Genomic DNA, 13,947 nt, shown 5'->3' with positions numbered 1-13,947 from the left:
AAGGTAGAAGAAATATTAGAAAAATCCAGTCAAGGGTAGGTGGATATCATGGTATCCAATTTAGGTAAAAATATAGACAATATATATTTGATCTTAAATCTCTTGATGAAGTAAATGAATATTTAAAATAACAAAAATAATAGGGAAAAGACTACAGAGCTTATAAATACATGGCTTATAGGTACTCAAATTTCTATATAATAAGTATTTTATATGATATAATGTATACGAGAGTATAAATATTTTTTAGATAGTCACCTCCCGGAATTTGTCTCTTGCAAAGAGGTCATTGCGGTTAATTGACATCAGAGGAGGTGACAGAATGAGTGATACTGCGATTATAGTAATATCTATATGTATTACATCATTATGCTTAACAGCTATGGTGATTGTAGGAACATATTTAAAGGATAGGTTAGTAATCAAGGGTAAATCTTCAATTGGTAAGTTAACTAAAAATGAAATTTCTATAACTGCCGAAGATAAAAACTCAAAAAATTAAAATGCACCCCTCTGAAAGTGCATTTTAATTAATCTCTAAAAAATTTTCACTAAAAACCGCAATGGCTTCTTTTATATATATTATAACATATTTTTTTAAAATTAAACTTGAAATTATAATTAAATAACCTTTTTCCTAATTATAAATTTTATCAAAGCAGGAAAATAGTCAATAAAAGATTTCTAGTTAGCCATCATCCATAGTCTTACATTTTTTAACTTCTTCTTTATAATTAATATCTGGTATCTTAACTTCTTTCATTTTAAATATTTCCTTTTATTTCATAGTTATTCATATAATTATTTATAATGATTAGTAATTTGAGTTATATTATATAATGATTAGATAAATCAATACAATATTTATAATAATTTCTTTAATTTATAATATATTCTACAAATTCTTTAAAATAATATCAATTGTTTTAAATATGATATAATGTATCCAAAATGTTCAAGGAGACGGATGCTATGAAAAATTACGATACTATTATATTTGATCTTGATGGAACACTATTAAATACTCTTGATGATTTGGCAGACAGTGTGAACTTCGCACTTTGTATGCACGGATTTCCAGAAAGAACTATATTTGAAATAAGAAGTTTTGTTGGAAATGGAATCGCACGATTGATTGAACTTTCCATACCCCGGGGAATGGAAAATCCAAAATATAATGAATGTCTTAAAGATTTCAAACTGCATTATTCAAACAATATGAACAACAAGACCGCTCCATATGAAGGCATTATGGAACTTTTGAAAAGGTTGTCCCATGATAACTATAAAACTGCCATTGTGTCCAATAAATTTGATGGTGCAGTCAAGAAACTCAACAAAATATATTTTGAAGAATATATAGATGTTGCAATTGGAGAATCTGAAAATATTTCAAGAAAACCTGCACCGGATACTGTATTCAAGGCAATTGAAGAACTGGGTTCAAACAGGGCATCAGCCATATATGTTGGAGATTCGGAAGTGGATGTGAAAACAGCAAAAAATGCAGGAATACCATGTATAGGTGCGGCATGGGGATTCAGGGGAAGGGATGTTTTGGAGAGTAAAGGTGCAGATTATGTAATAGACAGACCGGAGGAGATCTTAGACATAATTTCAAGATAAGATGCAGTCAAAGGGAAAAAGCTAGGTCAAGCTAGGGTCAGACCCCATGGAGTTATTTGGAGATTTACTACATTTCTGAAGTCAAGTCCAAGCCAAGGATCTGACCCCTTTGAAAAACATTGATATGGATTATTGCAGAATATTTTGATAGAATAAAGACAGAATATGTAAAATTAGTATAATTTTTGGCTTGTAATCAGAAAAATCAATTGAAGTGGAGGTCATTTCATTGAATATAGATGAAAACAGTATAAATAAAATAATTAAATTTCTTAAGGAAAATATAGAACCACATTTGATTTATATTTTTGGATCAAGTGTAAATGGAATTTTTAGAGAAGACAGTGATATAGATATAGCTTTTAAAAGTGAACATGAATTAACACCATATCAGGTATTTATGTTTTCACAAAGTCTTGCAGATATTTTGGGGAGAGATGTGGATTTGATTGATTTAAATAAGGCATCTACTGTATTTAAAGTTCAGATAATAGCCAACGGAAAATGTGTATATTGCAGTGATGATGTTAAAAAAGCATATTTTGAAATGTATGCATATAAAGATTATGCTAAATTGAACGAGGAACGGGAAATCATATTGAATAATATAAAAAAAAGGGGACAAATATATGAATGATGTTGTTCTAAACAAAATATCTGTTATTGAAAGATGTATAAAGAGAATTAAGGAAGAATATGACAATAATCCTGAAAATCTAAAAAATTATACAAAACAAGATTCGATAATTTTAAATATTCAAAGGGCATGTGAAGTTTCCATAGATTTAGCCATGCATATAATTTCTGAAAGAAAATTTGGAATTCCACAAAATAGCAGGGATGCATTCGAAATACTATTTAATAATAAAATAATAGATGAAAATGTCATGAGAGAATTGAAATCAATGGTTGGGTTTAGAAATATAGCTGTTCATGATTATCAAACAGTAAACTTAGATATAGTAAAAGCTGTTATTGAAAATCATATAGATGATTTAAAAAAGTTTTCCAGTTCGATTCTTAAGAATCAATAGAAAGGCAATAGTTACCAGATTATTGCAAATTTAAAATAAGTTTTAAAAAGCAGGATAGTCAGCTATCCTGTTTTTTTTATCCAGACAACAACTACCTGTAAAAAACACACATTATTTATGGTATCGTTTCACACCACATACTTGTGGTATTTCCTAGAATAACACTTCCACAAAAAGCCATAATAACTGTATTGACACCTTTAGACAAATAGTGTTTAATAGAACTGACCGACTAGTACAATAAATGGTATGGTGCTTTATAGGAGTGTTGCAAAATGATAAAGAACATTATAAGTGTATTTAAAAGAGATGTCAGAAATATTATAAAAAACAGAGCGGCACGTATAATTATAATAGGAATGTGTGTAATGCCATGTCTTTATACACTGGTAAATGTAAAGGCAATATGGAATCCCTATTCAAGTGCCAAGTTAAGCGATATTTCAATAGCAGTAGTAAATAAGGATCAGGGGGCCGTGTCCCAGAACAAGAATGTGAATATGGGAAATGACATTGTAGGCAATCTTAGGGAAAATCACAATCTTGGATGGAAAATTGTTGACTCACAAGAAGCAGATCAGGGAATGATGGATGGAAAATACTATGCCATGATTGAAATCCCGGAGGACTTTTCATCAGACCTTACAAGTATAACTACAGACAATCCAAGAAAGGCACAGATACTTTACAAGGCAGATACAAAAGTCAGCCCAATGGGAACCAAGATTACTGAAAGTGCAGCCAAAACCCTTTTGGATTCCATAAAGTCAAATTTTGTATATACAGTAAATAAAACTATCTTTTCCTCTTTGAATGTTATAGGTGACAATGCAGACAAAAATAAATCCCAGATAATAGATCTTAAGGATTCAATAATAACTCTGAGTGACAATATGGATCTTGTTACAACTGTACTCGGCAATATAACTGACGGTTCCAACAATCTTGCTCTCCTGCTTACTCAATTGAAGCCCGTTATTTCTGCTTCAAACAATGTGAATATTGCAAGCCAGACTGATTCTGAAAATGCCGCATTAGTAAAGTCAGTGCAGTCTTCTCTGGAAAATTCATTTAACAACATTCAGGTGAATTTGAACAATGCCAAAGCAGATAACTATCGACTTCAGGCACTTGTAACCAATTTGAATTCATTAACTGGAGATGCAAATTCTTCTAATATAAATTCCACGGCAGACAAGATAAATTATCAGATATATATGTTAAACAGTGAGATAAATCCTGCAATAGATTTTCTCCAGACAATAAATAGATTTGCACACAACAGTTCAATATCCAGTCTTTTAAATTCTCTAAATGATGTAAAAGACCTGTTAAATACTGAAAAGAACAATGTAAATAATCTTCAAAAAGAGTTGAACAATACAAATGAAGTAAGCAGCAGCATAAAAAATTCCATATCGGAAAATACTCAAAATGTAAGCACAAAACTAATAGATTCAACCGATAAGTATATCAATGAAGTAAGAGGACAGTTAAATCCTATAGCAAATGATTTGATTAGTGTGTCCAATAGTTCTTCTGATATTTTGAAAACTGCAAAAGACATGAATAATCAGGGCAGCAAGTCCATAGATACTCTTATAGATGGAACCAAGCTTGCAGCCAGTTCATCCGGAAAATTGGAAAATCAACTTCTTAAATTTAAAGGCAGTATTTCAAAGGCAAGTGACAAGCTTAAACTTGTAAACAATGATGATATAGTCAAAATAATAACCATACTTCAGAACAACCCTGATCTTATGGGAAATTTCATAGCACAGCCTTTTAATATAAAAGAGGAGAATATATATACGGTTCCAAACTTTGGATCTGCATTTGCACCTACTTATATGACACTTTCAATATGGGTTGGATGCACTATGCTTGGCGCCATGCTTAAAACAACTGTGGCAAAATTCAAAGGATCTGAAAATCTAACCTTGAGGGAAAAGTACTTTGGAAAAATGATGCTATTTGTTTCATTATCCATAATACAGTCGCTTGTAATTGTATTTACTACAAAGTTCATACTGCATGTTTATACTGAAAATTTCTTTCTCATGATAATGGTTGGATTGGTTTCATCCCTGACGTTTTCAACAATAGTATACAGTCTGGTGTCCATATTTGGAAATCTTGGAAAGTCAATGGCAGTCATACTGGTTGTAGTTCAGCTTGCAGGAAGTGGAGCAACTTATCCTATACAGCTTTCTCCACGTATCTTTAGAATATTTCAGCCTATGTTTCCATTTACCTATAGTGTAAGTGGATTCAGGGAATCCATTGGAGGTCCTCTTATAAGTACTGTAGTCATGGATTTTTCAATATTGCTTCTTATGACTGCAGCTGCCGTACTGGCTGGATTGTTCTTGAAGAGATCATTGAATGAAACCACAAACAAACTTCATAAAAAGTTTATAGAATCGGGTATTGGAGAAGAATAGATATTAATTATAGGAGGAGTATATGAAGACTATATTTAGAATATTAAAAAGAGATGTTGACAGCATAATAAAAAGTCTTCCCGTACTTATAACAATTATAGTATTTTGTTTTGTACCATCCTGTTATGCACTTGTAAATATAAAAGCCTCCTGGGATCCATATGCAACAGAAAATACGAGCAGGCTTCCAATTGCAGTTGTAAACAAGGATGAGGGAGGCAGTATTAAAGGAAAGACTATAAATGTAGGTAACCGGATTATAGATGAACTGAAAAAAAACAAGAGTATTAACTGGGTTATCATAGACGAATGGCAGGGAAATTACGGCCTTAATACGGGAAAATATTATGCGTTGATAGAAATTCCAGAAAATTTTTCAAGCAAGCTTTTAACACTTGTTACTTCGGACCCTGAAAAGCCAAATATAATATACAGGTCCAATGAAAAATTAAATGCAGCAGCTACAAAGATTACAAGCCAGGCAAAGGATACTCTGGCAGATCAAATCAAATCAAGCTTTGTAAAGATAAGCAACAAGGAAGTTCTTGAGCAGATGAATGCAGTTGGTAAAAAGTTAAATGCCAATAAACCTGAAATACTGCAGCTCAAGGACTCACTGACAGATTCAATCACTACAATAAATGATGCAAAAAAATATCTTGCAGAAGTAAATGACAATTCAAAGGGAATGCAGGATTATTTAAATAGTGTTAAAAATGATATTCCAAAATTATCTAAACAGATAGACAGTCTGCAGGACATTGTAAATCATGGAAAATCCCTGGCACAGTCAACAAAACAGACTATAAGTTCGGCACAGAACAATCTATCAAGTGGAATAAACGAGATTCAGTCTCAAAATACACAGGCCCAATCCCTTTTATCAAGTCTTGAAAATATGAACAGCCAGTTTGTAAACAATGCTGCTGTAAATACTAATATAGATCAACTGAACAACATAAATAATTCTACAATACAGAAAATAGACAACAACCTTAAAATACTCAATACCATAAATGATATTTTGCCAAATAATGGAGCGGTGGATCTTATAAATGCACTGACAAATATGAAGAGTTCCATACAGACTGAAAACAGCAATCTTGCAGAGCTGAGACAGCTGGTCAACAACAATGGTTCCAAAGACAGCATAAACTCAATCATAAATCAACTGTCTCAAATTGGAAATACTGTATCTTCAAATTCAGTAGCTGCATCCAATGCCTTTTATTCAAGTACTACTCAGACATTAAACAACATGGATAATAATATTGATACGAGTTTGAACAGCTATGATGACATACTTAACTCTACAAGGTCCATTATTCCACAGCTTAACTCGCTGGCAAATGCAGGTACTTCAATTAGTGAAATATCAATTTCACAGGTAAATAATATAAGTAAAAATCTTGGAAACATTCAAGATAAATTAAATAAACTAAGTGACAAGATGAAGATGATCAATGAAACAAATCTGGATCACATAATAGAGATAATGGAAAAAAATCCAGAGCAAATTTCAAACCTTCTGTCATCACCTGTAGAATTGAAAAATGTTCAGCTCTATAATCTTGGGTTGTTTGGATATGGGGTAACTCCTTTTTATACTACATTGTCCATATGGGTTGGAGTGCTTCTTCTTTCACTTATACTTACATTGAAATGTAGAAAATTTGAAGATGGAACAAAGATCAACATGCTGCAGGAATATTTTGGGAAGCTGCTTCTCTTTATGGGTATTTCTTTCATACAGACTACTGTAACTCTTCTTGGAGAGTTTTTCCTTCTTGGAATAAGACCCACAAGCATACTTGGTATGATACTTGTTGCATTTGCTACAAGCATAACATTTTCCATAATAATATTTACATTTTCATTTATATTTGGAAATACGGGAAAAGGTCTGGCTACAGTACTAATGATATTCCAGATTTTTGGAACAGGTGGTATATACCCTCTTGAAATAATCTCGAGAAGACTTGCTGCAATGGCACCATTTTTACCATTTACATATTCCGTAAATGGATTCAGGGAAACTATATCAGGGCCTAATTGGCAACATCTATTTAAAATACTGGGTATGCTGGGCTGTTTTTCAGGAGCATTTCTCATTATGGCACCACTTAAAAGGGTGTTCAACAAACAGATACACAAGATGGAAATTGAGTTTGAAAAGTCAGGATTGTAAGATAACAGCTATCGGAAAATAAATTCCAGATAGCTGTTTTTGTTTTTTGCCTATTTTTAACCACCATGCATATATACTATTCGAAAGGGGATGATAGCATGGCTGCAATCACAAAAATAAACAGTGCCGTAGTAATAAAATATCAGGATGGTGTAAATGAAAAAGGGGAGGACATAATAAGGAGCAAGAAATTCTCAAATCTCAAACTCACTGCCTCAGAAGATGGAATCTACAATACGGCAAGAGAAATGGAAAAGCTTCTTGGAAAGCCGCTTACGGAAATTATAAAAACTGACAACAGCGACATAACAAACGCTTAATAACCGTTAACTGTTATTTACTAATTGCTATTTGTTCTTTGATAATTGTTAGCTGTTGCTAACTGTTCTTTGTTATTTGTTATTTGTTATTTGAAAAAAGAGGGGGATATTTATGAGTAAAACATTGGTAATGAATTTTTTAAATGGAAATGGTGAAAAGGTATCTATAAGACTTTCAGAGGTAAAAGATGGAGTGACAGATGCTGAAGTAAAAGCTGCCATGGATGTTATAATTGCACAGAACATATTTGAGTCAAAGGGTGCAGATCTTGTACAGAAAGATTCCGCACGTATTGTTGACACTGAAACTACAGAACTCTTCTAGAGAAAATATAAAAGAAAAAGGGGTAAAATACTTTGGTATTTTGCCCCTTTTTCTTTATAAATTTTATTGACAAATATGCTACATAGTTATATTATATAGCTGAATATAGTAATACAAGGTAGATGTTTGGCAAATGGTTTCAAAATTTAAAGTAACATCAGCTACCTAGTAATGACACATAGAAGGATGGGATTTATATTGAAAGATTTGACTGGGCTGCTCAAGGGAGTTTTAGAAGGTATTATTTTACAACGAATTAGTAAGGGAGAAACTTATGGATATGAGATTACAAATTATTTAATTGATTTAGGATTTGAAGATATTGTAGAAGGAACTGTTTATACAGTATTGCTTCGTTTAGAAAAGAAAGGACTATTGAAGATTGAAAAGCGTAAATCAGACGTAGGTCCTTCAAGAAAGTTTTACAGGTTAAATGAAGATGGTAAACAGTATTTGAAATTATTTTGGGAGAAATGGGATTTTATTGAGGAAATATTACACCAGTTGAAAGGAGACAGGTAACATGAAAAATTACATTCAATCAATGTTTGAGTCAAAAAAGCGATATAAAGATTACAAAAGAGAAAAAGAAAAATTACCAGATGACTACAAAAAGGCTATAAATGCTCTGGAAAGATACATGTGGAGTTTTGCTAAAGGTGGAAATTTTATGGTTGTGCTGGAAGAAGTTTTGCAACTTTTTATGGAAAGTTCTTTTGAAAAAGTACCTTTATCAGAAGTGATTGGTGAAGATCCGGTAAAATTTGCAGATACAATAATGGAACAATTTCCCGAAGAACTTTGGTTAATTAAGAGTAGAGAAAAATTACGTTATGAAATAAGAAAAATAGGAGGATAAAAATGGAGGCAATTACTATTCAGCACCTGAAGAAAAGCTACAAGGACAATGAAGTACTAAAGGATATATATGGTACTTCGGATGAGATTAAAAAGAATGCTGAAGAAAAATATACAATTCAGGTGCCGGAAAAGGATGTAGTTGCTGCAGAATACTTGTTAAAAAATGAGAACATCAAGTTTAAAAAAAATGACATGAGCTTTCAGATAAATGAACAACTTGCTCAAAAGAGCTTAAAAGTACTTATAGACAGCAATATTCCTATCGAAAATTTTAAGTCAATGAAGATGAATTTAGAAACTATATTTTTAAATGTTACCGGAAGTGGGGAGAGGAAATGAAATCTTTTAAACAATTAATGATTTTAATTAAACGAATTATAAAACAAAATTTAACAAGTGCTGATACTATAATCACTGTAATTGGGACACCAATTTTTATGCTGTTATTTTTATGATTTTATCAGAACTGACAGTTTTCCTAGTTGGTTTATTAATGGGCTATCGAACCTCGGCAAACACAACTGACATACTCTTATTTATTGTTGTATCCATCCTTTTTGCCTTTGCAATCACTTTATTGGCAATTCCCTTTTCACTTAAGGCTAAAGGATTTGAAGGGGCAGGTGGCTTTTCCTATATTTTATTAATGCTGTTATTTGTAAGTTCGGCCTTAATGCCAATGAATGGAATGGTAAAGCCAGTTAAATTATTTGCTGAACATCAGCCCATGACATCAATCGTAGAGACAGCGAGAAATTTACTAAACAATTCCTTTTCATTTAATAATTCAACTACATTGCAGGCATTTATTTGGTTATTTGGCATAATAGTCATATTTGGTTTTTTTCTTACAGGCGGTATCAAAAAGTCTATTCCAGGGCCTGAAATAAATTTTGAGTCAAAGGGGTAAAATACTTCGGTATTTTGCCTCTTTTTTCTTTTTATATTCACTATTTGTATAATTATTTTATGAATTATGAAAATAATTACAAAATTTCCGTTATTTATTGGAAGAAAATGGTGTCTTATATATAAAGAGAATAAAAGGGGGATAATTTATGCAGTATACGGAAGAAGGTTTGAAAAATCTAATAGAGGGAATTAAAAAGAGAGATAATGATTTTATATACACACTTCAAATGGACTTTATAGGCGCAATGAAGGATCAATATTATAAATATATAGGAAAGGAATTTGGAAATTCTGATGAAGACGATGTAATAAATATATCTCTTCACAAAATTGTATCTTCCATACATATGTTCAGGGGAAACACCTGGAAGGAATTTAAAGGATATGTTTTCAAAATCATAATAAACACAGTAATAAATTACAGGAGAACTCTTATGAGAAAAGCAAATGCTGAAATTCTGGAATATTCATACCATAATATAACTGAATCTTTAGAAAATAAGGTTATAAGCAAAATAATCTATTCTTACATCATTGAAAACTCCAACCTTTCAAAACGTGAAAATGAATATAAAATGGCAATTCTGAAACATGGAAGCATAGAGGAATATTTAAGAGAAAATGATGGAAATCCAAGGGCGTTAAATCAGGCAGGATACAGGATGAGACAGAAGCTTAGAAAAACCATGGAGGAGCATGGAATAAAATTTGATTTTTAAAAAAGGGTGTTGATATTATGTTTACCAAAGGGGATATAGAAAGCATGGTTGGAAGTGCTAAAAATGGGGACAAGAATGCTGTTGAAAATCTATGTAATGGTTTTAAGGGATTTATAATAAATTCTGCAAGGAAGATATATATAAGGGGATATGAAATGGAAGACCTGATTCAGGAGGGGTACAAGGCAATAATAATGGCGGTAGACAGCTATGACACAGATAGGAATACATTTACCAGCTATGCTGTAAATGCAATAAGAAACAATTTCTACTGTATAATGAGAAATAATTTAAGCAAGCCCTACAGTGCTAGTTTGAACAGTATAAACAACCAGGGCGATGAACTTATAAATACGATTTTTTCAGATGAAAACATAGAGGAATATTTTGAATCACTTGAAACAAAATCAGTACTTAAAGATGCAATAGAAAGCTTGTCTGACAGGGAAAAGGATATTATATACTGGTGTTATGCAGCGGAAAAATCTATGAAAAAGTACAGTGAATTCAGGAAAATACCTTATAGGACAGTTTCCTATAGAAAGAAAAAAGCAGTGGAGAAATTGAAAAAATTTATGGAAGAACAGGGGGAAATATAATGGCAAAATACAGACAACTCCAGACTTATTTTTGGGATGACAGTTTCATTTTGGATTTAAACACAGAGGAAAAATGCTTTTATCTATACCTTATGACAAACTACAAGAGTACCCAGTGCGGAATATATGAACTTCCAAAGAGGATAATAGAACTACAGACAGGCTGCAGCAGGGAAAATGTAGACAAACTTCTTTCAAGATTCCAGAAGTGGGGCAAGATAAAATACTGTGAAGATACAAAGGAGATAATAATTCTGAACTGGCTGAAGTACAATCAGCCAAACAATACAAATGCCATAAAATGTGTAAACAAGGAACTAAGATCTGTAAAGAACAGGGAATTCCTCCTGGACTTCTACAACCAGTGCCAAAAATATGATCTTGATATGGAATCCATTTTCAAAGACATGGAAATAACAGCTGTAAAAACGTCGCCCAAATCTGAAGCCCCTTCAAAGCCCCCTGCAAGTAATAAAGTAATAAGTAATAAACAAGAATTAATAAATAATAAACAAAAAACAATAAGTAATAAACAGCTAGAAAAGGCAATTAAATGCTTTGAAAACAAAATTCATTCTCCCAAACAGGAGGAAATCAACAGACTTAACAGTTGGTGCAGCACAATGGGGTGTGATATAGTTATTATGGCGATTGAAAAAGCTGTACAGTACAATGCAAAAAATATGAACTATATAGAAAAAATAATGAATAATTGGATAAAAGATGGAATAAATACAGCAAAAACTGGTTTCAGGAAAAACATGAGTGGATGGAACCTTACAAATGAGAGAACATATGACTTCAAAGAACTGGAGAGAAAACTTTTGGGGTGGTAGTTACAAAAAAATTTAAAAAATATTAACTTTTTAGAAGGAAATTTAAAATTTATGTAGAATTTATAAATAATTGGCTCTATGACACTTAAGATATAGTCTATAATCACGATAAGATAATTAACATACATTCATAGATTTGTTATTGCAAAATTTTATACAAGAAATGTGGAGGGAAGATTTTATGAAGAAAAAGAATATGAAGGCATTATCAGTCTGCAGTTTGGCATCTTTGGTTATTTCAGGCTCGGTTATTTCAACCACTGGAGTAAAAGCAGAAGAAACTACTTCAAGACTTGGTGGAAGTGACAGATATGAAACAGCTGTAAAAATCTCACAAGCTGGCTGGAAAAGTGGTTCCGACTATGTAGTTCTTGCAAATGGACAGGGGTTTGCAGATGCACTATGCGCAAATCCAATTGCAAGGTCAAAAGATGCACCTATACTTTTAACTGAAAGCAATTCTTTAAATTCAAGCACATTAGCTGAATTAAAAAGACTTAACGCCAAACACGTAATAGTTGTAGGAGGAACAGGCGTAGTTCCAACAGCTATCGAGAACACCATAAAAACTCAGCTTAACGCCGATGTTACAAGATACGGTGGAGCAGACAGATACGAAACTTCTGTAAAAATAGCAAAGGCACTTGGAAATACAAGCAAAATAGTTCTTGCAAGTGGAAAAGACTTCGCAGATGCACTTTCAGTAGGACCAGCAGCATCAATAGAAGGAATTCCAGTAATATTGACGCAACCTGATCAATTACCAACAGTTACATCCGATTACATAAAGAGTAACACCAACTTAACTAAAACTTATGTAATAGGTGAAACAGCTTCCGTAAGTGCTTCACTTTACAGCACACTTAAAAATCCAGAAAGATTTGGCGGAAAAGATAGATTTGAAACAAATGCAAAAGTAATAGATGGATTCAAAGATGACTTTGATTTCAGCAACTTATATTTAGCACTTGGAAAAGGACCTATCGGAAATGAATTCGCAGATTCACTTACAGGTGGAGCCCTAGCAGCCAAAAATAAAAGTGCATTGGTAATAACATCAAGCACTATAAGCCCTTATACTACCGCACTATTAAAGGACAAGTTTAATACCGGCAGTACATTGACAGTATTAGGTGGAACAGGAAACATAACTGATTCAATGGTATCCACTCTTAAAGATGCTATAGTTAACCCTGCTCCTGATCCTACACCTACACCAGGACCTGGTGGCGGTGCTACTAATATAACTAAGACTCTAAAAGATAATAGTAACTATAAAAAAGCTGTATATAAAATAAAATCTGGTGATTTAGCAAATAGTTATTTTACTATTGCTGATAATGATGGTGATGATCCAAATTCTATAAATATACAATTATTAAAAAATGATGGTACAATCCAAGATGTTTTTGATGCTTCACAAGGATATATTTCTGCTGGAAGTGCAGATGAAGAAAAAATAGAAACTAAAGTATCAAACTTTAATAATAAATTGAAGTCTGAATATAATAGCAACAATTTAACTATTAATGGTGCAAGTTTACAAGAAGTATTGAAAAATTCAGGATCAAAGTATATAGATAATGCAGACGGAACTTTAAGGGCAAGTGCAATAATAGATGAAATAAATAAAAAGGTATCTCAAAATCCAACTTATGCACTTGATGATTTCAAGAGTGACTTAACAAACAAAGTAGCATATTATTTGGAGGGACATCAATCAAAAGATAATGCTGTGACTTTAAATATTTTAGGATATGATGTAAGTTCAATACAGAAAAATGGAACAAATTTGTACACTTCCACTGATAAACCTCAAACAGTTGCTAATACATTAGTAAATGTATTAACAGATATGACTAGTGTTGCTGATAATTACAAAATACAATTACCTAATAATGATTGGATTTTAGTTAATGTTATTAAAGCACCTACATCAGATGATACTTCTAACTAAAACCAAAAAACTAATTAGAACTCAGGCCAAGCCCTGGGTTCTATTAATTCAAGATATGTATTCCCACAACAGACATTTAACATGTCCTGTAAATTTAACAGACGGACACACACAGTACTACTACCA

16 protein-coding genes are annotated in these 13,947 nt (G+C 32.2%); all 16 read left to right on the top strand.

The features are described from left to right. The first annotated feature begins 322 nt into the window (after positions 1-322). The 16 genes from KM800_RS12355 (at position 323) to KM800_RS15560 (ending at position 13,821) form a co-directional block, all read left to right on the top strand. The gene (locus KM800_RS12355; protein WP_217813363.1) at positions 323-502 is read left to right on the top strand and encodes a hypothetical protein; all 180 of its coding nucleotides are present in this window, start codon (positions 323-325) and stop codon (positions 500-502) included. Positions 503-972: 470 nt separating this feature from the next. Next, positions 973-1,626, top strand: coding sequence for an HAD family hydrolase (locus KM800_RS12350; protein WP_217813362.1), 654 nt, complete (start codon positions 973-975; stop codon positions 1,624-1,626). Between the two features lie 229 nt (positions 1,627-1,855). Next, positions 1,856-2,263, top strand: a complete 408-nt coding sequence (gene mntA / locus KM800_RS12345) for a type VII toxin-antitoxin system MntA family adenylyltransferase antitoxin (RefSeq protein ID WP_147565838.1) — start codon at positions 1,856-1,858, stop codon at positions 2,261-2,263. After that, a complete protein-coding gene (gene hepT, locus KM800_RS12340) occupies positions 2,256-2,660 on the top strand; it encodes a type VII toxin-antitoxin system HepT family RNase toxin (RefSeq protein WP_017895072.1) in 405 nt (134 codons plus the stop codon). Before mntA ends, hepT begins: the two co-directional genes overlap by 8 nt. Before the next feature lie 275 nt (positions 2,661-2,935). Continuing rightward, the gene (locus KM800_RS12335) at positions 2,936-5,104 is read left to right on the top strand and encodes a YhgE/Pip domain-containing protein (protein WP_217813361.1); all 2,169 of its coding nucleotides are present in this window, start codon (positions 2,936-2,938) and stop codon (positions 5,102-5,104) included. A 22-nt stretch (positions 5,105-5,126) separates the two neighbouring features. Continuing rightward, positions 5,127-7,292, top strand: coding sequence for a YhgE/Pip domain-containing protein (locus KM800_RS12330; protein WP_217813360.1), 2,166 nt, complete (start codon positions 5,127-5,129; stop codon positions 7,290-7,292). Between the two features lie 98 nt (positions 7,293-7,390). Then, positions 7,391-7,612 carry a DUF1659 domain-containing protein gene (locus tag KM800_RS12325; RefSeq protein WP_039657066.1) on the top strand — a complete coding sequence of 74 codons (222 nt, stop codon included), beginning with the start codon at positions 7,391-7,393 and terminating at the stop codon, positions 7,610-7,612. 112 nt (positions 7,613-7,724) lie between these two features. Further along, positions 7,725-7,937 carry a DUF2922 domain-containing protein gene (locus tag KM800_RS12320; RefSeq protein ID WP_217813359.1) on the top strand — a complete coding sequence of 71 codons (213 nt, stop codon included), beginning with the start codon at positions 7,725-7,727 and terminating at the stop codon, positions 7,935-7,937. Between the two features lie 198 nt (positions 7,938-8,135). Next, positions 8,136-8,459 (top strand): PadR family transcriptional regulator, encoded by a 324-nt coding sequence (locus KM800_RS12315; protein WP_217813358.1) that lies wholly within the window; start codon positions 8,136-8,138, stop codon positions 8,457-8,459. A 1-nt stretch (position 8,460) separates the two neighbouring features. Further along, positions 8,461-8,796, top strand: coding sequence for a DUF1048 domain-containing protein (locus KM800_RS12310; RefSeq protein WP_217813357.1), 336 nt, complete (start codon positions 8,461-8,463; stop codon positions 8,794-8,796). 2 nt (positions 8,797-8,798) lie between these two features. Beyond that, positions 8,799-9,137 (top strand): hypothetical protein, encoded by a 339-nt coding sequence (locus KM800_RS12305; protein ID WP_217813356.1) that lies wholly within the window; start codon positions 8,799-8,801, stop codon positions 9,135-9,137. A 112-nt stretch (positions 9,138-9,249) separates the two neighbouring features. Beyond that, positions 9,250-9,708, top strand: a complete 459-nt coding sequence (locus tag KM800_RS12300; protein WP_217813355.1) for an ABC transporter permease — start codon at positions 9,250-9,252, stop codon at positions 9,706-9,708. 148 nt (positions 9,709-9,856) lie between these two features. After that, the gene (locus tag KM800_RS12295) at positions 9,857-10,429 is read left to right on the top strand and encodes a sigma-70 family RNA polymerase sigma factor (RefSeq protein ID WP_017895077.1); all 573 of its coding nucleotides are present in this window, start codon (positions 9,857-9,859) and stop codon (positions 10,427-10,429) included. 17 nt (positions 10,430-10,446) lie between these two features. Then, the gene (locus KM800_RS12290) at positions 10,447-11,028 is read left to right on the top strand and encodes a sigma-70 family RNA polymerase sigma factor (RefSeq protein WP_217813354.1); all 582 of its coding nucleotides are present in this window, start codon (positions 10,447-10,449) and stop codon (positions 11,026-11,028) included. Further along, positions 11,028-11,864, top strand: coding sequence for a DnaD domain protein (locus KM800_RS12285; RefSeq protein ID WP_217813353.1), 837 nt, complete (start codon positions 11,028-11,030; stop codon positions 11,862-11,864). Before KM800_RS12290 ends, KM800_RS12285 begins: the two co-directional genes overlap by 1 nt. Positions 11,865-12,045: 181 nt before the next feature. After that, the gene (locus tag KM800_RS15560; RefSeq protein ID WP_254906555.1) at positions 12,046-13,821 is read left to right on the top strand and encodes a cell wall-binding repeat-containing protein; all 1,776 of its coding nucleotides are present in this window, start codon (positions 12,046-12,048) and stop codon (positions 13,819-13,821) included. Positions 13,822-13,947 lie beyond the last annotated feature (126 nt).

Origin of the sequence: Clostridium tyrobutyricum (genome assembly GCF_019144085.1) — a bacterium.
Lineage (GTDB): Bacteria > Bacillota > Clostridia > Clostridiales > Clostridiaceae > Clostridium_B > Clostridium_B tyrobutyricum_A.
Note: the sequence above shows the minus strand (reverse complement) of the source record. Positions and strands in the feature narration are given on the sequence as shown.

Coding starts and splice junctions, on each gene's coding strand:
- hepT (WP_017895072.1), top strand. CDS start 2,256: ATGAATGATGTTGTTCTAAACAAAATATCTGTTATTGAAAGATGTATA.
- KM800_RS15560 (WP_254906555.1), top strand. CDS start 12,046: ATGAAGAAAAAGAATATGAAGGCATTATCAGTCTGCAGTTTGGCATCT.
- KM800_RS12305 (WP_217813356.1), top strand. CDS start 8,799: ATGGAGGCAATTACTATTCAGCACCTGAAGAAAAGCTACAAGGACAAT.
- KM800_RS12330 (WP_217813360.1), top strand. CDS start 5,127: ATGAAGACTATATTTAGAATATTAAAAAGAGATGTTGACAGCATAATA.
- KM800_RS12295 (WP_017895077.1), top strand. CDS start 9,857: ATGCAGTATACGGAAGAAGGTTTGAAAAATCTAATAGAGGGAATTAAA.
- KM800_RS12300 (WP_217813355.1), top strand. CDS start 9,250: ATGATTTTATCAGAACTGACAGTTTTCCTAGTTGGTTTATTAATGGGC.
- KM800_RS12320 (WP_217813359.1), top strand. CDS start 7,725: ATGAGTAAAACATTGGTAATGAATTTTTTAAATGGAAATGGTGAAAAG.
- KM800_RS12350 (WP_217813362.1), top strand. CDS start 973: ATGAAAAATTACGATACTATTATATTTGATCTTGATGGAACACTATTA.
- KM800_RS12290 (WP_217813354.1), top strand. CDS start 10,447: ATGTTTACCAAAGGGGATATAGAAAGCATGGTTGGAAGTGCTAAAAAT.
- KM800_RS12355 (WP_217813363.1), top strand. CDS start 323: ATGAGTGATACTGCGATTATAGTAATATCTATATGTATTACATCATTA.
- KM800_RS12310 (WP_217813357.1), top strand. CDS start 8,461: ATGAAAAATTACATTCAATCAATGTTTGAGTCAAAAAAGCGATATAAA.
- KM800_RS12285 (WP_217813353.1), top strand. CDS start 11,028: ATGGCAAAATACAGACAACTCCAGACTTATTTTTGGGATGACAGTTTC.
- KM800_RS12325 (WP_039657066.1), top strand. CDS start 7,391: ATGGCTGCAATCACAAAAATAAACAGTGCCGTAGTAATAAAATATCAG.
- KM800_RS12335 (WP_217813361.1), top strand. CDS start 2,936: ATGATAAAGAACATTATAAGTGTATTTAAAAGAGATGTCAGAAATATT.